At 44.4% G+C, this 20,626-nt stretch carries 24 protein-coding genes; 9 read left to right on the top strand and 15 right to left on the bottom strand.

Annotated features, from left to right (window positions below; all coding sequences use genetic code 11):
* Window positions 1-44: 44 nt before the first annotated feature.
* The 6 genes from AACR09_RS13305 to AACR09_RS13280 all read right to left on the bottom strand — a co-directional run bounded on the left by AACR09_RS13305 (window position 45) and on the right by AACR09_RS13280 (window position 5,616).
* Complete coding sequence (locus tag AACR09_RS13305) at window positions 45-926, bottom strand: L-ribulose-5-phosphate 3-epimerase (RefSeq protein WP_102453872.1); 882 nt, start codon at window positions 924-926, stop codon at window positions 45-47.
* An 8-nt stretch (window positions 927-934) separates the two neighbouring features.
* Entirely contained in the window at window positions 935-1,582 is a 648-nt protein-coding gene (locus AACR09_RS13300) for a 3-keto-L-gulonate-6-phosphate decarboxylase UlaD (RefSeq protein WP_017078555.1), read from the bottom strand.
* Window positions 1,583-1,586: 4 nt separating this feature from the next.
* Window positions 1,587-2,408, bottom strand: coding sequence for a pyridoxal phosphatase (locus tag AACR09_RS13295; protein ID WP_102445455.1), 822 nt, complete (start codon window positions 2,406-2,408; stop codon window positions 1,587-1,589).
* 111 nt (window positions 2,409-2,519) lie between these two features.
* Window positions 2,520-3,218: an L-ribulose-5-phosphate 4-epimerase gene (locus AACR09_RS13290; protein WP_193835166.1), complete on the bottom strand. Its 699-nt coding sequence runs from the start codon at window positions 3,216-3,218 to the stop codon at window positions 2,520-2,522.
* 10 nt (window positions 3,219-3,228) lie between these two features.
* Window positions 3,229-3,696 carry a PTS sugar transporter subunit IIA gene (locus AACR09_RS13285; protein WP_017078554.1) on the bottom strand — a complete coding sequence of 156 codons (468 nt, stop codon included), beginning with the start codon at window positions 3,694-3,696 and terminating at the stop codon, window positions 3,229-3,231.
* Window positions 3,697-3,762: 66 nt separating this feature from the next.
* Window positions 3,763-5,616, bottom strand: coding sequence for a PTS ascorbate-specific subunit IIBC (locus AACR09_RS13280; RefSeq protein ID WP_102538354.1), 1,854 nt, complete (start codon window positions 5,614-5,616; stop codon window positions 3,763-3,765).
* Window positions 5,617-5,956: 340 nt separating this feature from the next.
* Here AACR09_RS13280 and ulaR point away from each other — a divergent pair, with 340 nt between their 5' ends.
* The 4 genes from ulaR (at window position 5,957) to AACR09_RS13260 (ending at window position 9,247) form a co-directional block, all read left to right on the top strand.
* Entirely contained in the window at window positions 5,957-6,712 is a 756-nt protein-coding gene (gene ulaR, locus AACR09_RS13275; RefSeq protein WP_017081776.1) for an HTH-type transcriptional regulator UlaR, read from the top strand.
* Between the two features lie 119 nt (window positions 6,713-6,831).
* A complete protein-coding gene (ulaG, locus tag AACR09_RS13270; RefSeq protein ID WP_193835165.1) occupies window positions 6,832-7,899 on the top strand; it encodes an L-ascorbate 6-phosphate lactonase in 1,068 nt (355 codons plus the stop codon).
* Window positions 7,900-7,967: 68 nt separating this feature from the next.
* Entirely contained in the window at window positions 7,968-8,210 is a 243-nt protein-coding gene (locus AACR09_RS13265; protein ID WP_009845904.1) for a hypothetical protein, read from the top strand.
* Window positions 8,211-8,347: 137 nt separating this feature from the next.
* Complete coding sequence (locus AACR09_RS13260; RefSeq protein ID WP_193835164.1) at window positions 8,348-9,247, top strand: AraC family transcriptional regulator; 900 nt, start codon at window positions 8,348-8,350, stop codon at window positions 9,245-9,247.
* An 86-nt stretch (window positions 9,248-9,333) separates the two neighbouring features.
* Here the strand turns inward: AACR09_RS13260 and AACR09_RS13255 are convergent, their stop codons facing one another.
* The 3 genes from AACR09_RS13255 to AACR09_RS13245 all read right to left on the bottom strand — a co-directional run bounded on the left by AACR09_RS13255 (window position 9,334) and on the right by AACR09_RS13245 (window position 11,151).
* Window positions 9,334-9,672 (bottom strand): Fis family transcriptional regulator, encoded by a 339-nt coding sequence (locus tag AACR09_RS13255; RefSeq protein WP_102361993.1) that lies wholly within the window; start codon window positions 9,670-9,672, stop codon window positions 9,334-9,336.
* Between the two features lie 198 nt (window positions 9,673-9,870).
* The gene (locus AACR09_RS13250; protein WP_193835163.1) at window positions 9,871-10,845 is read right to left on the bottom strand and encodes a Gfo/Idh/MocA family protein; all 975 of its coding nucleotides are present in this window, start codon (window positions 10,843-10,845) and stop codon (window positions 9,871-9,873) included.
* A gap of 3 nt (window positions 10,846-10,848) precedes the next feature.
* Window positions 10,849-11,151: a putative quinol monooxygenase gene (locus tag AACR09_RS13245; protein ID WP_193835162.1), complete on the bottom strand. Its 303-nt coding sequence runs from the start codon at window positions 11,149-11,151 to the stop codon at window positions 10,849-10,851.
* A 106-nt stretch (window positions 11,152-11,257) separates the two neighbouring features.
* Here AACR09_RS13245 and AACR09_RS13240 point away from each other — a divergent pair, with 106 nt between their 5' ends.
* The gene (locus AACR09_RS13240; protein WP_193835161.1) at window positions 11,258-12,196 is read left to right on the top strand and encodes a LysR substrate-binding domain-containing protein; all 939 of its coding nucleotides are present in this window, start codon (window positions 11,258-11,260) and stop codon (window positions 12,194-12,196) included.
* A gap of 77 nt (window positions 12,197-12,273) precedes the next feature.
* On the opposite strand, the gene AACR09_RS13235 is transcribed toward AACR09_RS13240, so the two are convergent.
* The 4 genes from AACR09_RS13235 to AACR09_RS13220 all read right to left on the bottom strand — a co-directional run bounded on the left by AACR09_RS13235 (window position 12,274) and on the right by AACR09_RS13220 (window position 15,768).
* Window positions 12,274-13,455: a winged helix-turn-helix domain-containing protein gene (locus AACR09_RS13235; protein WP_193835160.1), complete on the bottom strand. Its 1,182-nt coding sequence runs from the start codon at window positions 13,453-13,455 to the stop codon at window positions 12,274-12,276.
* A 34-nt stretch (window positions 13,456-13,489) separates the two neighbouring features.
* The gene (locus tag AACR09_RS13230; RefSeq protein ID WP_193835159.1) at window positions 13,490-14,137 is read right to left on the bottom strand and encodes a DsbA family oxidoreductase; all 648 of its coding nucleotides are present in this window, start codon (window positions 14,135-14,137) and stop codon (window positions 13,490-13,492) included.
* A 182-nt stretch (window positions 14,138-14,319) separates the two neighbouring features.
* Window positions 14,320-15,117 (bottom strand): Cof-type HAD-IIB family hydrolase, encoded by a 798-nt coding sequence (locus AACR09_RS13225; protein ID WP_193835158.1) that lies wholly within the window; start codon window positions 15,115-15,117, stop codon window positions 14,320-14,322.
* A gap of 78 nt (window positions 15,118-15,195) precedes the next feature.
* Window positions 15,196-15,768, bottom strand: a complete 573-nt coding sequence (locus AACR09_RS13220; RefSeq protein ID WP_076668465.1) for a TetR/AcrR family transcriptional regulator — start codon at window positions 15,766-15,768, stop codon at window positions 15,196-15,198.
* 141 nt (window positions 15,769-15,909) lie between these two features.
* Between AACR09_RS13220 and AACR09_RS13215 the strand changes: the two genes are divergently transcribed.
* The 3 genes from AACR09_RS13215 (at window position 15,910) to arsB (ending at window position 18,068) form a co-directional block, all read left to right on the top strand.
* Entirely contained in the window at window positions 15,910-16,434 is a 525-nt protein-coding gene (locus AACR09_RS13215) for an HPP family protein (protein WP_193835157.1), read from the top strand.
* Between the two features lie 134 nt (window positions 16,435-16,568).
* Window positions 16,569-16,910, top strand: a complete 342-nt coding sequence (locus AACR09_RS13210) for an ArsR/SmtB family transcription factor (protein WP_193835156.1) — start codon at window positions 16,569-16,571, stop codon at window positions 16,908-16,910.
* 102 nt (window positions 16,911-17,012) lie between these two features.
* A complete protein-coding gene (arsB, locus tag AACR09_RS13205) occupies window positions 17,013-18,068 on the top strand; it encodes an ACR3 family arsenite efflux transporter (protein ID WP_017092733.1) in 1,056 nt (351 codons plus the stop codon).
* A gap of 112 nt (window positions 18,069-18,180) precedes the next feature.
* On the opposite strand, the gene AACR09_RS13200 is transcribed toward arsB, so the two are convergent.
* A complete protein-coding gene (locus AACR09_RS13200) occupies window positions 18,181-19,068 on the bottom strand; it encodes a LysR family transcriptional regulator (RefSeq protein ID WP_193835155.1) in 888 nt (295 codons plus the stop codon).
* A gap of 130 nt (window positions 19,069-19,198) precedes the next feature.
* On the opposite strand from AACR09_RS13200, the gene AACR09_RS13195 reads away from it, so the two are divergent.
* Window positions 19,199-19,630 carry a PACE efflux transporter gene (locus AACR09_RS13195; protein ID WP_086050531.1) on the top strand — a complete coding sequence of 144 codons (432 nt, stop codon included), beginning with the start codon at window positions 19,199-19,201 and terminating at the stop codon, window positions 19,628-19,630.
* A gap of 58 nt (window positions 19,631-19,688) precedes the next feature.
* Here the strand turns inward: AACR09_RS13195 and AACR09_RS13190 are convergent.
* On the bottom strand, window positions 19,689-20,626 hold a 938-nt coding region (locus AACR09_RS13190), incomplete at its 5' end, for a calcium-binding protein (protein WP_228010573.1).

The raw sequence follows: 20,626 nt of genomic DNA, 5'->3' as shown, positions 1-20,626 counted from the left end.
CATGAAGAACGCAAAGAGAAACTGGTTAATAATTCTAGGTAGAGTTAGTGGTCAAACAATCTCGGAACACCCGTTTGCACACAAACATCATTCAGTCGTTTTTGTGCCGTGAGAATGTTCTCTTTCCAACGTTCATCTTGAGCCCACATCTCGATCACGAGTGGTACAACGCACTCAGTCTCTTTCAACGTTTCAAAAATGGCATTGAAGTCAACTTCACCATCACCAATCACTAAGTCTCGAAACTGCCCTTTGTACTCGTCAGTCACTTTATAAGTGTCTTTGAGGTGGATCTGAGTGATATGAGGCTTACTCAGTTTTAGCTCAGTCACTATGTCGTAATTCCAACCAGAAATATTACCCACATCCGGATACGCCGTGAAATACGGTGAATTGACTTCGCGACTCAGCACTTCGAACTTACTCAAAGAGTTCAAGTAATCTGTATCCATGATTTCCACAGCGAGCATTACGCCCGATCTTTCCGCCAACCGTGCTGAAAGCTTCATGCCTTCAATGAACCTCTGATGGGTCACCTTATCCGCAGGCTCGTAGTAAACGTCATACCCAGCCAGTTGGATGGTACGAATACCCAACTTATAAGCCAACGAGATCGCTTTCTCCATATGGATAACCGCTTGTTCTCGAATCGCAGGGTCAGCAGATCCAAATGGGAACTTACGATGCGCGCTTAAACACATGGATTGCAGCGGTACGCCGTGCTTTTCACAAAGACGACGCAAGGCATACACTTCTTCGTCATTCCAATCTAGTCGGCTGCGACGCTCGTCTGATTCGTCTACCGATATCTCAAGAAAATCAAAGCCGAGCTCTTTGGTTTGCTTAAGTTTATCTTCCCAGCTGAGTTCGTTAGGTAGAGCCTTCTCATAAAGCCCTACACGGTGGCGTAACAGGTTTTGATACATAACGCCTCCTAGTTCCAGTAGCGATCGATCTGAGCTTTTAGCGCTTCTGCTGTCTCTTTACCTTTGTCACCCGCAAGTGCTCGACCTGCGATAAAGGTTTTCGCTTTAATGCCTTCAAATAGGTAAAGGTCTTCAGGCACGATACCGCCCGTGATAGAAAGCTCGATGCCCATTTCAGACAAGGCACGCATCTTCACGAGATCTTCTTCTGTCCAACCCACACCGGCTAATTCAGCGTCACGAGAACGGTGGTAAATCGCTTGTGAAATACCTAAGTCGACCCAAGATTGAGCATCGTCCATTGTCCAGTTACCATAAATTTCGATTTGGATTTCACCGTTAAATTCATCTGCGACTTTCTTACATGCACCAATAGTCGCAATGTGTGCGGCTGCAGAAACGGTAATCCAGTCGGAGCCTGCTTCAAATGCCATACGCGCTAGAATTGCGCCGCCATCTGTGGTTTTCATGTCGCACACTAGGATATGGTCTGGGTGATTTTTACGAAGCGTAGAAACCGCCGTCATTCCCTCTGCAAACGCCAAAATAGTACCCACCTCAATCACATCAACAAAGCTTTCAACGTTATTTGCCACTTCAATTGCTGCAGGAAGGTTTGTTTGATCTAGGGCGATCTGAATCATTGGTTTAGTCATGTTGTTATCCTTTAATTTGTTCACGTATTAGACGGGCTAAGCCATCATGGTTGTTATCTGTTGAGCACACGCGTTGAACGTGTGACTTGACGATGTCATCAGCATTGAGCATCGCTACACCTAATCCGGCGTACTTGAGCATGGATATATCGTTATGGTTATCACCGACGGCAATAACGTCATCGGCGTGATAACCGAGCTCTGCAATGTATTCAGCAAGGCGTAGGCCCTTACTGTTACCTTTCGCTGCAAAATCGATTCGGTTTGACCAAGAACGCTCACCGTTGAAGTTCTCTTCTATCCATGGGTGTTGCATTAAACGGTCGACTGAATCTTGACTACCTTCCACCACAAACTTCCAAACGTGTTCGGCTTGCTGAGCCGTTTCAATGAATGATTCCACTTGGTAAATTTGAGGGCGATGCTGCTCTGGTGCCGTTTCTGCCCAACTTTCCAATGCCAACATGTAGGCAAATGGGTTGTAGTGTGAGTACGTCATGGCATGCGTGATGTACATGACCATTTTGAGCTGAAACTCGTCTGCCATATCGATGAAGGTCAGCGCTTTGTCTTTACCTATGGAATTTTGAGTCAGTACCGTTTCAGTTTGATAGTCATAAACATAAGTGCCGTTACAGCAAATGATTGGCGTATCTAACCCCAATTCGTAGTAATAAGGTCGTGCTGCTGTGTGGTGTCGACCAGTCACAATCACGACATGACAACTTTGTTTGGCTTCTTGGATCGCCTTTTTCACTTCTGGATGAATCGTGTGATCATCCTTTAACACGGTTCCATCGAGATCTAACGCCAGCACTTTATACATAGAGTCCTCTCACTTATTCCCTGAAGTCGGGCCTAGTCAATATTGAAACTACTTAGAGTCGAAGCTCGTTAAACGGCTTACTTAAACAGCCTACTTAAACGAACAGTCGATTTACTGTTGGCCGTAATAAGCATTTTCACCGTGCTTACGTAAGTAGTGTTTGTCGGATAGTTCTGGCTGAATTTTGATGCCGCTGTTCAAGGTGCGCGTTGCCAACGCCATTGCAGAAACTTCTTCTAATACCACCGCGTTGTGAACCGCATCGTTGGCGTCTTTGCCCCAAGAGAAAGGCGCATGTCCTGCAACAATCACGCTGGGAACGGCCATTGGATCAATTCGGCGTTGCTTGAACTCTTCAATGATCACCAAGCCAGTATTTTTCTCGTACTCTTCAGCAATTTCAGAGTGAGACAATCGACGTGTACATGGGATGTCACCGTAGAAATAGTCCGCATGAGTAGTGCCCAATGCTGGAATATCGATACCCGCTTGCGCCCAAATTGTGGCACTGCGTGAATGTGTGTGAACAATGCCACTGACCTCAGGGAAAGCTTTGTAAAGCTCTAAGTGAGTTGCGGTATCACTTGAAGGATTAAGTTTCCCTTCAACAATGTTGCCTTCTAGGTCGACGACCACCATGTCTTCCGCTGTCATGTCGCAGTACTCGACACCGGATGGTTTTATAGCTATCACACCGTTATCACGATCAAACTCAGAGACGTTTCCCCAAGTGAATGTCACCAAACCGTACTTCGGAAGCTGCAAATTGGCTTCCAAGACGCGTTGTTTCAGTTGGCTATATTTAGACATAGTTGTCTCCTTACGCTGCTTCCGCTTGCAGTAATGCAGCATCGATTAAACGCGCCACTTCTTCTGGGCTTTTGCATGCGCGAAGTTTTGAGAAGTCTTCATCAAATTCAATCAAGTTCGCTACTTGCATGGTGCCTTCGATGTGCTCTTCTGAATCTTTGCCCGCTAGCGTGATCAGTACATCAACAGGCTCATCAACACCTTCAAACGTAATAGGCGTTTCAAGGACGGTTAACGCAAATCCAGTGCGAATAACACCATCTTCAGGGCGGCAATGAGGCAGTGCGAACGCATCATGAATGCAGATGTAAGGGCCCTCTTCACCAATCGCTTTAGTAATCGCATCGTAGTAACGCTCTTCAGTAATGCCAGCTTTAACCAATGCATCAGTACCAAGCTTAATTGCGGCTTTCCAGTCAGATGCTTTTGCGTTCAGTAGGATAGAGTTATTCCTGATAAGAGATTCTTTTAAGTTCATGTTATTGCTCACTTATATAATTGTTTTTATTGGCTCAGCAGTGCGAGACCACTGAGCCGTTTTTAATTATTTGTGGAAGTTGTTCTCGATGATGGAAACCAGTTCGTCGCCGAAAGTTTTCACCATAATCATGTTCTTAACCGCTAATTGTTGCTTACCTTCCGGCAGGCCAGTGATCTTCGCAGCAAGCGCAACCGACGTAACGATGATGTCGAATGAACCAAGGTGCGATTTGTAATCAGTAATGGCGCTGTTAAAGGTCGAGCTTGGGATGCCTTTCTTGTCCAAGTACTCTTTGATTTTCTTAGAACACATCATTGAAGAACCTTGACCTGAACCACAGCACACTAAGACACGAACCGGTTTCTGGTCAGCTGCTGGTGAGACGCGAATTTCTGACGTTGCAGAAGCTGACGTCGTAGAAGCTGCCGTTGTTGAAACAGATGGCGCTTCAGCGGTTGCTGTCGATTGTTGTGGTACTGCGATTTCAACCTCGATGCCTTCAGGCGTTACTGCGGTCATTGTTTCAGCAGCAGCTTCTGCGTCTTCTTCAGCTCGTAGTTGCTTAGAAGCGAAGTACATGTAGACACCAGCTAAAGCCAGAATCCCGAAGAAGAACATATTAGAGCTCGAGAGACCTTGCATGATAGGTGGGAAGACAAGCGCCCAGTCAGCCATACCCATCCAGCCATTAAACTCTGCACCCGATTGAGCAAAGATATGAATTGCCCAAGCAGAACCAACCACTTCGATGATGCCCATCACGAAACAGATCTTCATTACCGCTTTCCAACCACCAAAGTGGTTAGCAAACACACCAATAGTTGCGTTCGAGAAGAACATAGGGATAAAGCCAGGAATAATCATGATAGGAGAATCAAAGGCTAACATTGCAAGAACGGCTGTGAATTGGCCAACAGCGCCCCACATGAAACCGAATACCATTGCATTTGGAGAATATGCGTAGATAGCTGCACAATCGATTGCTAAAACAGCATTAGGAATAAGACGTTGAGAAATACCGTTAAAGGCTTCTGATAACTCCGCTACGAACATACGGACGCCCGTTACAATAACTTGAATAGCGACTGCGAATTTCAGACCAGTTTCGAAAATATAGATAAACCAGTGTGTTTTCCCTGCCATGTCTTGAAGATTATCAAGACCAAATGAAAGGAGAATAATGCCGAAGAAAGCAGTCATGACTAACGTTGTCGCTGCGATGCTATCGTGGAAAATGTGTAACCATTTAGGCAGTTTGATGTGGTCAACGCTGTCATTTTTGTCGCCAAGCTTAGGAGCAACTTTTGTCGCTACCCATGACGCAAACTGTTGTTGGTGACCAATAGAGAAACCCGCCCCGCCAGTCACTTCTTGAGTCGGCTTGAACATGATATTTGACGAGATACCCCAGTACAACGCCATCAATATTGCTGAATAGATGATGGTTTCCCACATACCTGCGCCAAGCACGAAGTAGAAAACAGCAATGAGACCAGCTTGTTGGAACATAATATGTCCCGTCAGCATGATGGTTCTGATACCAGTAATGCGGCGGAAGGCAACAAGAAGAATGTTCAGTCCCAGTGCCAACAGTACTGCATACCCGACCCAAGAGTAATTGTCGCCCATGGTTTCCATGGTAGACATCATGGTTGTGTAAGGGTCTATCACTGACCCCGTCAATCCATGAATCTCACTCATTTTCAAAATCACCGGTTTGAAACCCGCTACCAATGTTCCTGCACCTACCTGAACTATCATGAAACCAACGATGGTTTTAATAGAGCCGGAGATAATAGTTGTTGCGTCACGCTTGAGTAGAATGTAACCCAGACAAGTAACAAGACCGAGTAGCAATGGTGCTTTGGTCATTACCTGACTGTAAAAAATATAGAAAATATCGTATAAGAATTCCATATCTTTACCCCTGATTAATTTTTAATTTTAATGGTTTGTAGGATGTGATGATGTCTAGTTTTGCTCACGAACTAAACTTTACCAATCAAAAGTAATCATTCAATGCTCACTTGTGATTACTTTGATTTATATCAATTAACCACACCCAGAATGTGCCTAATTGAGCTTCGGATCACACCGAAAAACAACTAAATGAATAAAATCAACAACTTAAAAATGATTGTGATTAAGATCTGGTTTTTATAGCGATGTAGTTTGACAATCATGACGGTGATTATTAGAATCAAAACAAATCAAAAGTAATCATCAAATTGTCACAACGACATAAAGAGTGATAAATATGAATGAAGTACAAAGACATAACGGCATTGTGTCGCTGTTAGAAGATATGCAGACAATAAACGTCTCACATATCATTGATAAATTTAGCGTTTCACCAGCTACAGCAAGACGCGACATCGCTAAACTGGATGAAGTTGGTAGGCTTAGAAAAATTCGAAACGGTGCAGAACGAGTAGAGACTCAGAAGAGAAAGTGGTCACCACTCAATATAAACAGCACTGATTTCTATGAAGAGAAAGCTGAGATTGCACAAGCAGCAGCTGGACTTTGCGAGGCTGGCGATACAGTCGTGATCAACTGTGGTTCTACTGCGTTCCTACTCGGGCAACAGTTATGTGGAGAAGATGTTCAGATCGTAACGAACTACTTCCCACTCGCAAGCTACTTGATCAACGAAGATCATGACGATGTCATCATCATTGGTGGTCAATACAACAAAGCACAGAACATCTTTTTAAATCCCGCGCCCAATTCACTGGGAGGCTATGCCGGAAACTGGATGTTTACCTCAGGTAAAGGCTTAACCGATGCTGGCCTCTATAAAGCAGACATGTTGACCGCTGTCGCAGAACAGCAAATGCTTGAACAAGTAGACAAGCTTGTCGTCGTAGTCGACAGCTCAAAAGTTGGGCAACGTACTGGAATGCTATTTTGCAGCGCTAAGCAAATTGACATAGTCATCACCGGTAAAGAAGCTAACCCAGACGTCGTTAAGCGGATTGAAGCTCAAGGGACGCAAGTCATCCTAGTTTAAATCGAAGGCTAACTAGCCCACCAATAATAATAAATTTAGCTCAGTGCCTTAATCAAAATTAAGGCGCTCGGCTCCCTACATCCAAAATTAATCAAATTATTGAAATAAAAGGTATTATCATGAGCAACGTAAACGAAATCACTCGCGAGTCTTGGATCCTAAATACATTCCCTGAGTGGGGCACATGGTTAAATGAAGAGATCGAGCAAACCGTCGTGCAACCAAATACATTTTCTATGTGGTGGCTTGGCTGTACAGGTATTTGGCTAAAATCAGAAGGTGGTGCAAACCTATCAATGGACTTCTGGTGTGGTACTGGTAAAAAAACACAAGCTGTTCAAAAAATGAAAAACCAGCACCAAATGATGCGTATGGGCGGTGTTGAAGCACTTCAGCCAAACCTACGTACTGCAATCTTCCCATTGGACCCTTTCGCTATTAAAGAGATCGATGCGGTTATGGCATCTCATGATCACGGCGACCACATTGACATCAACGTTGCTGCAGCCGTTCTACAAAACTGTGGCGAGCACGTTAAATTCATTGGTCCTAAAGCGTGTGTTGATTTATGGATGAAATGGGGTGTGCCAGAAGATCGTTGTGTTATCGCGAAAGTTGGCGACGAGGTTAAGATCAAAGACGTCAATATTAAGGTTCTTGATGCATTCGACCGTACTGCTCTAGTGACACTTCCTGAAGGCACTTCTTCTTTAGACACTGATATCTTAGGTGGCATGGACGATCGTGCAGTGAACTACCTAGTAGAAACGACAGGCGGTTCAGTTTACCACTCTGGTGATTCTCACTACTCAAACTACTACGCTAAGCACGGTAATGACCACAAGATCGACGTTGCACTGCTTTCTTACGGTGAAAACCCACGTGGCGTAACTGACAAAATGACGTCTTCAGACATTTTACGTGCCGCTGAATCTTTGGATTGTGAAGTCGTGGTTCCTTTCCACCACGATATCTGGGCTAACTTCCAAAATGACCCACGTGAAATTGAAATGCTGTGGAACATGAAGAAAGAACGTCTGCAATACGGCTTCGCACCTTTCTTCTGGCAAGTCGGTGGCCGATACACTTACCCTACAGATAAAGGTCGCATGCACTACCAACACTTCCGTGGTTTTGCAGATATCTTTAAAAATGACCCAGAACTGCCATACCGCGCATTCTTGTAATCATTAGTACCAACATTAACTAGGGAGCGATTCGCTCCCTTTTTTAATCATCGAATAAGGATATTGATATGGTATTACGCGAATTTAAGGAGCATTTCAAACGTGGCGATTTAGAATCAGCAATTGCCGTAAACTCTCCAAACAATGATGGCTATTACTTGATGGTTCTAAGCAGCAAGTGGGGAATAAATAGTTTCTTAGAGTCCGACCGAAAGCTGAAACCAAGGGTATTCAAGACCCAACAAGCTCTACTAAATGCGGCAAAATCAATTGGCTTCAGTCATCAATCAGTCGATATGCAAAATTTCTAGAGCCTTCTGACTCCCCCAGTTCATCACATGATCCCCTTTGTCCATCTCACCTTTACACTGTGAATATTGAAACTCTGTTTGAATAGGTTAGGCTCTCTGTCTAATACCAAAACAAGGCCAGACAGGCGAGCAAAGCAATGAAAGTTGACTATCACAAACGGCTGATTCCCGTTATCCGTTATCTAGAAAAACGCTTTAATGAGCCATTAAACCTGCCAGAAGTCGCGGCGTTAGCCAACTTTTCACCCTACCATTTTCATCGTACTTTTAAGGCCGTTCAAGGCGAGACGCTTGCTGATTTCATCAGACGATTGAGACTCGAAGCGGCAGCCAATGATCTCTTCAAATCCAAACAACCTATTATTAACGTCGCATTGGATTATGGCTTTTCATCGTCTCAGAGCTTTGCCAAGGCATTCAAACAACATTTCGGTGTCACACCGAGTGCATTTCGCGATTGCGAAGATTACCAAGCGTTCAGCGAGCTAACTCGAAATAGCAAGATTGGACACACGTTGCGCAAGAATGGAAACGCAGCAACCCCAAGCAATTCATATACTGACTCCGAACCAACAACATGGAGTAGGACAATGAAAACACAACAATTCGAACCGTCAAAACTAGCGTATGTACGAGTGACCGGCCCCTATGGACAGGGTTATGAAGAACCAAGCGGTCGTCTTTATCAATGGGCCGAAATGAAAGGATTAGCAGGTAACAGCTGCATCTTTATCTATCATGACAATCCAGAAATCACGCCGAACGATAAATGCCGTACCGACATCTGCTTGATGGTTTCAGGCGATACTGAAGTACCAAATGGAATCGAATTGAAAGATTTTCCCGGCGGACAATATGCAGTGATGCGCCAAACAATCACCGAGCCAAGCCAATACGCTAAAGCTTGGGACGACCTGATGAGTAAGGTCATAGAGTCCGGCATAGAAACCGAAGACCGTCCTTGCTTTGAGCTTTACCACAGCTACGATCCACAAACTCAGCATTCAGACGTTAGCTTCTGCACCGCAATTAAATAACAAAACAAAATTCAGTAACAAAGCCTACCTCGCGTAGGCTTTCGTTCTTTAGTTAACGAACCAATAAGGACTCTTACGAAAGCTTCTTAAAGTCTATGGTTCCACTTCCCTTGATGGTCACGGTCGCAATTCTCTTGTGTATCGTAACTGACGTGCTTATCGATATTCTTCAATGTAATCCCAACCTGACTGAACGCCTTTTGGATAGCAACAGAGACCTCCAGCTGACCTCCACCCTCTAAGAAGTTCGTTCTATCCTGATTGGTATCGAATACGCAGATGATTTTCAAACTTTGCGGGAATGAAGAGAAATTGACCGTATGAGTCACCCAAAGAAAACCATCGTAGCTTTTCAACGTATCTTCACACACGTCCGTTAACACGTCTCTGATTTGATTTTCGATCTTCTTATCTGATTTACGCATGCGGCAAAGTTCCTATTTAACACCTTAAAAAATAAGGTTTTTCGGTCAATATTGTCTTAACCGACATTGGACACTGTGGCTGTTTCAAATGCAAAGTATTTGTGGGAGAGAATTGGCGAGAAATTTAGAGGAAACGTCTCATGCTTGATCACTGACGAGGCAATCAAACATGAGACGAATATAGAATTTACGAAGATCTTAGCTTGCCGCTTGTTCCCAATCCGTCAGTAACTTCATGATTACGCGAGAGTCTTGATGAGTCGCCATTGGCGCAGCAAGTTGTGTGTCACCTTGCTCAACCGCTCGGCGAATATTGCGAACTTGATAATGGAAACCGTCGCCTTGCGCTTCAACTTTCACTTCACGTGTCGATGTTTCGTAGATCTCAACCGTGAATGTGTTTTCTTCGGTCGGTAGCCATGGGTTGGTGTCGAGTGTGATACAGCCTTTGCTGCCTAGAATCGTGAAGCCATGCTTTAAACCGTAGTCTTCAGCGGTGTGAATTTGCGCGGTAAAACGGTCGTTGAAACGCATCATCGCCGACGACTCACAGATATTGCCATCTTCGCCTCGTCGACCAATTGCTGAGATCTGTACATCATCGAACACGCTCTTGCCAGATTGCAGCTGCGCAACAGAATGAATCAGCGACATTGGATAACAACCCAAATTGTACAACGCGCCTTTGCTCGCAGGGTTAACGAACTGATCAATCGCCGCAACGTAGGAACCTTGGATTGAGCGCACTTCGCCAATCTCACCTGTCGCTAATTCTTGATGAAGCTTGGCGATCAATGGATGATTCAAGTACATCAAACCTTCTGCGAAAAATACGCCCGCTTCTTTTACCGCTTGCAGAGCTTGTTCGGTTTTTTCCATATCAACCGATAACGATTTTTCACACAGAATCGCTTTGCCTTTTTGAGCGGCTTTAATCACGTATTCGTGGTGGACGTGATTAGGTAGCGCGATGTAGATAATGTCGACTGACTCATCTTCAATCAGGGCTTCATAGCTGTTGAAGGTTCGTGTTGGTTGGTATTGGGCTGCAAACTCATTGAGTGTTTTTTCAGTACGACCAGCGACAGCATATAGCTCGCTTTGAGCATCGCCTTTAATCGCATCCGCCACTACGCCTGAGATAAAGCTGGTTCCTAGGATTCCCCATTTCATGGCTTAGATCTCCTTCTTATGAGTTTCAAATGCTTGTACTAATTCCGTTATATCACGCTCAATAAACGCTTGAGTATGAGGCATTCCAAAGTGCTGATTGATCGCTTCACGGTTAACGTATTGCTCTAGCAAAATCACACGATCGCTTTGGTTTTGATCATAGGTTGCAATCGCTTGTAAGCAGCCCGGCTCACTCTGCATATCTAGGCAAAACTGTTCGGTGGCTTCAATCGCAGCCTCACGATCAATGTTGGTTTTAATCTTAAGTTCAGCAGTAACAAAGATGGTTTCGTTTGTTTGAGGCATTTCACGCTCTTATTTTAGTTAATTATCGGTTTGCCATTAATATAATTAACCCCTAATAATTGATAAACTCACCTTTTGTTTATTATTTATCAACCAAGAGTGTTTAATGGATAAGTTAACCAGCATGAAAGTCTTCATTTACGTGGTCGAGCAAGGCAGCTTTCGCAGCGCCGCAAACCACTTCAACTTGTCGGCGACCATGATCAGTAAACATGTCCATCATCTTGAATCGAGCCTCAACTCTCAACTGATTCATCGCACCACGCGTAAGCAGTCTTTAACCGATTCCGGTCAACTTTATTATCGAGAATGTAAGCGAATTCTCGAAGACATCAGCAACGCTGAAAACCTGATTCAAACCTTGGAGAACCAGCCAAAAGGGACGGTAAAGATAAACTGCCCGGTCACCTACGGGAACAAGGTGCTTGCCCCGATTGTGGCTAAGTTCCTCGCGCATCACCCAACGATTAATGTCGAACTCGTGCTGAACAACGACCTTGTCGATCCTTATTCATCCGATATTGATTTGATTGTGCGCATCGGTGACCTGTCTGATTCCAGTTTAGTCGCCAGATACTTAGGCGATTATAAGATGTGTTACTGCGCGGCTCCTGAGTACCTTAATCAACATGCTGAGATTCGTGTGTTGGAAGACCTTGCACAACACCCATCGCTTGGATTCAGCTATAGCAGCCGTCGTGATGTGAATGGCCGTGATTCGCAAATACGTAATACACAAAACAGTGAACCTCAGTCCCGAGATCTTCAGAGTCACCAAGCAACTCACACTGCGGGGAACAAAGGGCAAGTACGTTTGATGTCGAACAATGGGGATGTGTTGCGATATGCAGCCCTTCAAGGCGTAGGCGTGTTGTTACAGCCGACTATCTTAGTTGCAGAAGAAATTGAACGTGGAATGCTATTGGAGATCTTGCCCGGCATGGCGCCGTTACCTAAACCGATCCACTTGTTGTACAAAACTAAGCAACTGTCATTGAAGAACCGAACCTTTGTCGAATTCTTGTTAGCTACTCTTTCTGAGTAACTAAGCGCTGACGAATTAGCAAAGAGGCTTCTAAGTAACGAAGAGTTTTTTAAACAACAAAACCGCTAGACTGTTTGTCAATGACTCATCAAACGCTTGCCAAGATCAGAAGGTGTGGTGTTGTGGACGATCATCTCATCACATTGGTTGAACACCATGAAGTGTTTTAGCTCATCGCATAAAGCATGAACCAACGACTCGTGGTTTTTAATTCGCTCTTCCACAACCAAGTTACGAATAGTGAGTAAGCGACTCTTCCTATCAACCTTACAATCCATTCGTGCCACCAGCTCACCTTGCCACAGAATCGGCAAACTGAAATAACCAAACTGGCGCTTAGCTTCAGGTACATAACACTCAAGAAGGTAATCAAAGTTGAACAATGATTGCATTCGCTTACGTTGAATCAGCAAGTTATCAAATGGCGAGAGTATCTTAAGCTTGGTTCTAGAAAGAGGCTGATTCAACAGTTCAAAAGCATCCGGCAGCACATAATAATCAGATCCTTGAACACTCACTTTCATCACTCGTTTATCTTCAAGCATCTGCTGGAGTGTCTTCTTTATCAATGGCTTAGTGTTCTTGAGTAGATAACTCATCTCCGACGCTATTCCCATACCATTAGCTTCTAAATAACGCGTGATTAGATGCTCAATGTACTCTTGTTCCGTTGGTTCTGAGGTATCAATGCCACTCGGCAAAACTCGTTCGGTTAGGTCATAGACCTTATGAAAGTTCACTCGCCTTGGCACCATTAAGTCACCTTGCATGAACAAGGTTTCTAGTGCCTGTTTAGCAGGTTTGCCACCCCACCCGCCGGGGTTTGGTCTATCCCCTTCAAAGTCTTTCGCCATTAATGGCCCTTCGCTCTCAATGCGTTTGAGAACATGCGCCATCAATGCATCATCCTTTTTATACCAATGCTTAAGCTTACCGCTCGCAAACCCGTTCTTTCGATGCAGGCTGAAGCGGTAATCACGCATAGGTAGATAAGCAGCAGCGTGCGACCAATACTCAAACACTTCTCGACGATCTAACAACTTATCAAGATGATTCAGTTGGTAGTCTTGATTGCGATTCCACAACGTATGATGGTGGGCTCGCTGAATCACCGAAATGGTATCAATTTGCACATACCCAAGGTTTTCAATCGCAGACAGCGTGTTCGCCAAAGTGCCTCCATTGCGTTGCTTTTTGGGCGGCAGCTTTTGCGAAAGCAGTACCATTTTTTGCGCTTGCGCGAGTGACAATGATTCCATGTAATTCAGACTCTAATTGATACCAATAATCGGCTTATGATTCAGCAATAAGTTCTTGAAGAATTTGCTTGTACGTTTCGACCGTCTGCGCGCCTGTGACTGCACTCTTACGGTTGAATACCACAGTAGGAACCGCAGAGATCCCCATGCGTTGCCATTCAAACTCTTGCGCTTCAATTTGCTTCAAGTTATCGATGTTCTTTAGGCGTTTCAATGCCTTCGTCGAATCTAGCCCAACGGCTTCAAGCTCTTGTGCGATAACCTCAAGATCGGACAGATCTTTCTGCTCTGAAAAATGAGCAGTAAAGAAGCGTAGCTTTAACTCAGTCTGTTTGCCATGCGCTAGAGCAAAATCGAGCAGCACATGCAGATGACGGGAATTAACCATTCTCATGCTGTCGTAGAAATTGAAATCGAACCCTACCGCTTGGCCACGCGCCGCAAGCTGTTCACGTGAACTTTGACTCTCTTCTGCGCTAGAGCCGTATTTTCTCATGATATGCTCACGCAGGTTTTCACCCTCTTGCGGCATATCAGGGTTAAGCTCAAACGGCTGCCATTCAAGTTCAATCTGCTGTTCTAAGCCAAGTTCAGAAACGGCTTGCTCTAGGTTTTTGTAGCCGACTACGCACCAAGGGCACATTACGTCAGAAATAATATCGAGTTGAAGTTTCTTGCTCATAATCTTTCCAAATATCGTTGCTAAGGCGTATCCAATTCGAAGTGGATACCCATCTTTCTGATCAGACTACAACAAACTGAACACTCGTTCAAATTTAACTCGATGCGCCATTACCGGACAAAAAAAAGCCAACTCATTTTCACGAGTTGGCTTTGATAAAAATCGAATCGAGCTTAAGAGCGTTACGCTAGCAACTTCTCAAGCACTTGGAACACACCCGCATCAACGTTACTTGGCGCGCCAAAACGCGCAATCTCTTTCAGCTTAGGATGGGCGTTTTCCATCGCGTAAGAGTGGTAGCTCTCTTTAAGCATTTCCAAATCATTTAGGTAATCACCAAAGCTCATGGTCTGCTCGTAAGTGAAGCCTAATGTGTTTTGTAGGTGCTTAATCGCCGCACCTTTTGACGCTTCAGCATTCATCACATCCAACCAAATTTTCGCACTCACAACCACTTGGTAGTTCTCACCAAACTTGGCATCAATAGTTGGGTTCACTTTCTCTTGTGAACCGTCGAAGTGACAGATAGCCACCTTGATGAAATCGTCTTCTACCGCCAGTAAATCTTCTACTTGCTCACGACGATGGTAGTACTTAGAGATCTCCGCTAGAGCACGCTCATCTTTGGTTTCGATGTACGCTGATTTCTTACCACAAAGCACCACATGTGCACCTTCAATGGCACGCGCTTCTTTGATGATGTCTTTGATGGCATCAGTATCAAGTAAGCAGCTGTAGAGCTCTTGGCCTTTGTGCATCACTAATGTGCCGTTTTCAGCAACGAACACCATGCGATCTTTTAGCGGGGAAAAGGTTTCCATCAAGCTGTAGTACTGGCGGCCCGATGCCGCAGCAAAAATGATGTCTTGAGCTTCTAGTCGCTCATAAAGATTGAAGAATTCTGGGTCTAACTTTCCGTGTTCATTAAGCAGAGTGCCGTCCATATCAGCAGCGATAAATTTGATGTTCTGTTGTGGCATTTCAGGGCTTACCTATAAGTAAAGATTAAAGTGTAAATTATGATTTTTCGTTATCTTGTGTAACGGTTCTGCGTTCGATTATATCGCTAGAATAGCCAGTGAATGCAATGCTTTTCGGTAGGCTTGTCTGTTTGAGTCTGACTTTGAATCAAGCTGACCAAATTCACCTCTTACAATAAGTCCTTCGATAAAAGTCATAACCGATTCACTGCGTAATTCGAGTATTGCAGTGTCTACTTCTTCATTACCTCTTACCACATCACGAATGCTGTTTTTGAGCCAAACCTTGTGCTGTCGCGAGAGCATCGCAATGTCATCTTCCGACTCTTTAAATTCGGCTAGCGCGTGCATAAACATACAGCCTTTAAAGTCAGGTTGTTCAAACCATGCAAGGTGCCAATCTAACAGCGCATCCAGTTGGTTTTGTAATCCAGACGTTGATGATAGCGCCGCTTCTAAACTCGACTCGAAACGCTGATGACGCCTTTCTAGCACGGCTTCAATCAGCTTGGTTTTCGATCCAAAGTGACGATACATGGATGTCTTAGAAACCGCCGCTTCGTCTCGGATCATATCCACCCCAACAGCGGTATAACCAAACTGATTAAACAACGATTCTGCTACATCCAGAATCAGATCTTTTTTACTCATCGTTCATCAACCTCGACTCGCTCTGAAATCGTAGAGCTCAATTTCTCGTTGCAAGAAGTGTACAGATCTGTATCATCCAAATCAAACAGTACAGATCTGCACACTTTCAATAAAAAAACAGAAAACGAAGAGGAAACGATTATGATCAGCAAACTATCTGGTGGTGGAGCCCTTCCTCCGAAAGCAAGCATAAGCCAGCTTGTTAAAGGTTTTATTGGCGGTACGCTCGGTATCTTAATCTTGTGCTTATTAGCAGAAAGCTCTGGCTTCCCGTGGTTAATGGCGCCATTTGGTGCGACGTGCGTACTACTGTTTGCGGTGCCTACATCGCCGTTAGCTCAACCTAGAAACGTCATTGCGGGACACTTTATTTCAGCTGCTGTGGGCTTAATCGCGTTATATGGCTTTGGGGATTCTTATTTGACCATGGCAATCGCTGTCGGCTCATCCATCATGCTAATGCAATACTGTCGAGCGGTTCACCCACCCGCTGGCGCCAATCCGATTGTGATAGCTTTGGCAGGTACCGCACATGTGGATTGGATGTTCTTATTCACTCCCGTATTAGTAGGCAGCATCGCTTTGGTTGGTATTGGTGCGCTATTGAATAACAGCGATTCACAACAAAAGTGGCCGTTATACTGGTTTGGTTCATCCAAGTCTTAGTCCATTGAATTTCAATGATAAATATGGATTCTGACATCCAATTTAAAAGCAAATTGAAAGATCACATTGACCCTTATATAAAATGGGCTTACTATTAATCGTCTTTTAACGATTATGGAAAGCGAAACATCAATATGAACGAAACTTGCTCTACAACTGGTGGCTGTGCTCTGCCAATCGGACATGGTGATGCCGAAGCTGAAAAGCAAATGGCAACTCTAGCGAAAGCGCTCGCTCACCCGGCAAGAGTTCGTATATTGAGTATCCTTTCAACGTTAGAAAAATCGGGCGGCTGTTTGAACAGTGACTTGGTGAGTGAATTAGGTTTGGCTCAATCAACAGTATCAGAGCACCTAAGAATCTTGAAAACCTCAGGCTTCATCACTGCTGAATCGATACCACCGAAGATGTGCTATCGCATTAACCGAGATAATATTCAGCAATTTGAATCGCTTATCGAAACCATTTTAAAATAGATTAACCACGCTTAGTTTGTCGAACACAATAAACTAAGCGTATTTTTTGCCTTTAAATATCGTTTTTCGACGATTAACGATAACAACCAAAGAGATAATATAATGAAACCAAAATTAGGTTTTCTCGATCGCTACTTAACGCTGTGGATCTTCATCGCTATGGGCATTGGTGTACTGCTTGGCACCTTGTTCCCACAAATCGAACAGTGGAACGAATCAATGTCTGTTGGCACAACCAACATTCCACTGGCAATTGGCCTTATCTTAATGATGTACCCACCTCTGGCTAAGGTTAACTACAACCTGTTAGGCACCGTGGTAAAAGATAAGAAAGCGATCAAACTATCTTTGATCATGAACTGGCTTGTCGGCCCAATTCTGATGTTTGTGTTGGCGCTAACATTCTTAGGTGACCACCCAGGTTACATGGTCGGCGTGATTCTGATTGGTCTTGCTCGTTGTGTGGCAATGGTTCTGGTTTGGAACGACATCGGCGGCGGTAACAAAGAATACGGTGCGGCATTAGTTGCTCTAAACAGTGCATTCCAAGTGGTGAGCTACAGCTTTATGGCGTGGCTATTCATCAGCGTTCTTCCACCAGTATTTGGTTACGAAGGCATGATGGTTGATATCTCGATGATCGATATTGCACACAGTGTACTTATCTACCTAGGTATCCCATTCCTAGCAGGCTTCCTAAGCCGTAAGATCCTAGTGTCGATGAAGGGTGAGCAGTGGTACAACGATGTGTTTATTCCTCGCATCTCTCCAATCACACTGATTGCACTACTGGCCACTATCGTTCTGATGTTCAGCCTAAAAGGCGAGATGATTGTTGAACTGCCAATGGACGTATTGTTGATTGCGGTTCCACTGACTATCTACTTCACAGCGATGTTCTTCATCAGCTTCTTCATTGGTAAGAAGATGGGCATTGAGTACGACAAAAACGCATCTATTGCCTTCACTGCGACAGGTAACAACTTCGAACTAGCGATTGCCGTTGCTATCTCAGTATTCGGTATCAACTCAGACCAAGCGTTTGCAGGCGTTATCGGCCCATTGATTGAAGTACCCGTGCTGATTTACCTAGTGAACGTGGCGCTTAAGATGAAAGACAAGTACTACAACGGTCAGACGGTTAAACCTAGCGTCTAGCGTCTACATCTAGAGCTGATAAAAAGCAGCATCACGTCAAACAGAAAGGCTCACACGTTAAACGGTGAGCCTTTTCTTTATTCAGTTTGATCCAATTTAAGTCTCGTCCAGTTTACGTTTCGTCTAATAAGCCTTTCAAAGCTTGTTCAAGCCAAAGTAACGCAGGGCCTTTAGAGCGTGTTTTAGACAGAACAAGATCAACGGGCGGCGACCATGTTTTGTGATCGAATGAGACATTAATCTCCACTAAACGCTGCTTATTCAGCTCCTCTTCGACAAGGTGCTTGGGTAAGTATGCCCAGCCAATATCGCTGCCGAGTACCATCTCTTTGATCACAATAAAGCTGTTTGACCACCATACCTTACCGGCAATCAGTGGAAACTGGTCCATCACCTTGCCTTTGTCTCCCCTCAACATTAACTGACGATGCGGGAGTAAGTCAGTGAGTTTCGCCACACCTGTTTTTGCGAGTGAATGACTTGGATGACACACAGCAATAAACGGTAGGTGGCCGATAAAACATGGCTCAGAACCGACATCAAAAGCCAAATTGGTAAACATTAATCCAATGTCGGCTCTCTCTTCGATAATCAACGGATTGACCTCTGTCGTGGTACACGCAACCAATTCAACTTCCGTCGCTGGGAATTGTTTACTGAACTGACTAAGGATCTTAGATAGATTCGGGACCAATAGTGAATCATCTAATGCAATTTTGATGAGCCCCTCTTCGCCGCTACCCATCGCGTTAACCGTCACATTCAGATCTTCAACCTGAAGTACGATCGCTTTCACCTGTTTAAATAACTGCTCGCCCGCTTTGGTTAGTGAAGGCTTTCGAGTCGAACGATCAAAAAGCTCAACATTAAAATCTATTTCAAGATTACTGATGCCTTGGCTTACCGCTGACTGCACCTTACCCAAATGACGAGCACTGGCAGAAAATGACCCTAATTCAACGGCATACACAAACATTTTCAGTTGTTCAACGTTGTACATTCGGTTTCTCCCAAAACTTACTATCATAATATGTGATACTAACTATCTTTATATTATCACTTAAGTAGATATTATCTAGCCAAGTCATTAGCCCATCGGCGGCTATTTAATCGTAAAGAGAGTTAGAAAAATGTCACATAAAGAACGCATGTTGCACATGGTGCTATTTGAATTGGTTGCTTTGGTTTTGATGGCAGGGCTTGCAACCTATATTACAGGAAACGGCGCAGGTGAAATGGCAGGCTTAGCGCTCGTAATATCATTGATTGCAATGGCTTGGAACTACGCTTACAACTATGGCTACGACAAAATTTACGGAGCTGACCGAAGCAAAAGAACCAAGAAAACACGTGTTCTGCACGGATTAGGTTTTGAGCTTGGCTTGATGACAGTGACTCTACCTGTCTTGATGTGGGTTCTACAACTCGATTTCCTAACCGTACTGATCATGGACATCGGCCTAGTTATTTTCTTCGTACTTTACGCGATTGCGTTCAACTGGGCATACGACTCGGTTCGAGATCAATTGGTAGCGAAAGGAAAAGTAAGTGTGCTGAATTAATAAAGCCGTCTTCAAAAGAAGACGGCTCATATTATTTACCTAAAGTAGAGATTATTTGCTACGAGATAGCACTGTTCCCTTTAGATACATCGGACCATGCTGTTGTAATCGCAACGCGAGATTTACTATCAAGGTTATCGATAAAGCCATTATCACCAGCCTGAGGCTCAAAAGCGCTCATAGCTTGAACCAATGCATCAACCGCATTATTGGACAACACAGTATGATCTTGGGATGTGCCTTGATCTCCCATCGCCACAACAACTTGCGCACGGTTACCATTGAAGTAATCATTGAAAGTGACAGAACCAATGTGTTCAAACTTGGCTTGATCAGTATCACTTTCAGGATCGCGCAGTATCGACAATTTAAGATCATAGCCACTGCGTTCTAACCACAATTTCTGCCAGTCAATCCCATTGAAAACAATGTTGTCTTCGCTGCGAATGTCTTCAACGAGGTTGTCAATTACGTCACCACTTACAACAAAGCTATCTACGCCAGTGCCGCCCTTGAAGGTATTTTGGAATCCACCAAGTACCATCACGTCACTTCCTTCGCCACCATTGAACTGGCTGAACTTAGAAAGCGCAGCAGCAATTAGGTGATCATCACCTTCGCCACCGTTGAGCACCGCGTTATAACCCATTAATTTAACAACATCATTGCCGCCACTAGCATTGATACGGTTGTAATTGCCAAAGACATTGGCGAAGTCATTACCAGCCCCTAACTCAACTTGGTTATTATTACCAATCGTAACTGAGTAGTCTTGGTCGCCGCCTGTATCAACACGGTTATAGTTACCAGATGTGACGACATAATCACGGCCAGTTCCAGTGTCAATTTCGCCACCTTCGCCAAAGACAAACGACTCATCATCACCCGCGCCCAAGAACACGTGATTGATTCGTCCAGCAACGACGGCTGTATCATTGCCTTCGCCACCGAACATCATATTTTCACGTCCCATTAGCACACCCATATCATTGCCTT

It is taken from the genome of Vibrio sp. OPT20 (assembly GCF_963889365.1).
GTDB classification, from domain to species: domain Bacteria; phylum Pseudomonadota; class Gammaproteobacteria; order Enterobacterales; family Vibrionaceae; genus Vibrio; species Vibrio splendidus.
Note: the sequence above shows the minus strand (reverse complement) of the source record. Positions and strands in the feature narration are given on the sequence as shown.

Coding starts and splice junctions, on each gene's coding strand:
- AACR09_RS13305 (WP_102453872.1), bottom strand. CDS start 926: ATGTATCAAAACCTGTTACGCCACCGTGTAGGGCTTTATGAGAAGGCT.
- AACR09_RS13300 (WP_017078555.1), bottom strand. CDS start 1,582: ATGACTAAACCAATGATTCAGATCGCCCTAGATCAAACAAACCTTCCT.
- AACR09_RS13295 (WP_102445455.1), bottom strand. CDS start 2,408: ATGTATAAAGTGCTGGCGTTAGATCTCGATGGAACCGTGTTAAAGGAT.
- AACR09_RS13290 (WP_193835166.1), bottom strand. CDS start 3,218: ATGTCTAAATATAGCCAACTGAAACAACGCGTCTTGGAAGCCAATTTG.
- AACR09_RS13285 (WP_017078554.1), bottom strand. CDS start 3,696: ATGAACTTAAAAGAATCTCTTATCAGGAATAACTCTATCCTACTGAAC.
- AACR09_RS13280 (WP_102538354.1), bottom strand. CDS start 5,616: ATGGAATTCTTATACGATATTTTCTATATTTTTTACAGTCAGGTAATG.
- ulaR (WP_017081776.1), top strand. CDS start 5,957: ATGAATGAAGTACAAAGACATAACGGCATTGTGTCGCTGTTAGAAGAT.
- ulaG (WP_193835165.1), top strand. CDS start 6,832: ATGAGCAACGTAAACGAAATCACTCGCGAGTCTTGGATCCTAAATACA.
- AACR09_RS13265 (WP_009845904.1), top strand. CDS start 7,968: ATGGTATTACGCGAATTTAAGGAGCATTTCAAACGTGGCGATTTAGAA.
- AACR09_RS13260 (WP_193835164.1), top strand. CDS start 8,348: ATGAAAGTTGACTATCACAAACGGCTGATTCCCGTTATCCGTTATCTA.
- AACR09_RS13255 (WP_102361993.1), bottom strand. CDS start 9,672: ATGCGTAAATCAGATAAGAAGATCGAAAATCAAATCAGAGACGTGTTA.
- AACR09_RS13250 (WP_193835163.1), bottom strand. CDS start 10,845: ATGAAATGGGGAATCCTAGGAACCAGCTTTATCTCAGGCGTAGTGGCG.
- AACR09_RS13245 (WP_193835162.1), bottom strand. CDS start 11,151: ATGCCTCAAACAAACGAAACCATCTTTGTTACTGCTGAACTTAAGATT.
- AACR09_RS13240 (WP_193835161.1), top strand. CDS start 11,258: ATGGATAAGTTAACCAGCATGAAAGTCTTCATTTACGTGGTCGAGCAA.
- AACR09_RS13235 (WP_193835160.1), bottom strand. CDS start 13,455: ATGGAATCATTGTCACTCGCGCAAGCGCAAAAAATGGTACTGCTTTCG.
- AACR09_RS13230 (WP_193835159.1), bottom strand. CDS start 14,137: ATGAGCAAGAAACTTCAACTCGATATTATTTCTGACGTAATGTGCCCT.
- AACR09_RS13225 (WP_193835158.1), bottom strand. CDS start 15,117: ATGCCACAACAGAACATCAAATTTATCGCTGCTGATATGGACGGCACT.
- AACR09_RS13220 (WP_076668465.1), bottom strand. CDS start 15,768: ATGAGTAAAAAAGATCTGATTCTGGATGTAGCAGAATCGTTGTTTAAT.
- AACR09_RS13215 (WP_193835157.1), top strand. CDS start 15,910: ATGATCAGCAAACTATCTGGTGGTGGAGCCCTTCCTCCGAAAGCAAGC.
- AACR09_RS13210 (WP_193835156.1), top strand. CDS start 16,569: ATGAACGAAACTTGCTCTACAACTGGTGGCTGTGCTCTGCCAATCGGA.
- arsB (WP_017092733.1), top strand. CDS start 17,013: ATGAAACCAAAATTAGGTTTTCTCGATCGCTACTTAACGCTGTGGATC.
- AACR09_RS13200 (WP_193835155.1), bottom strand. CDS start 19,068: ATGTACAACGTTGAACAACTGAAAATGTTTGTGTATGCCGTTGAATTA.
- AACR09_RS13195 (WP_086050531.1), top strand. CDS start 19,199: ATGTCACATAAAGAACGCATGTTGCACATGGTGCTATTTGAATTGGTT.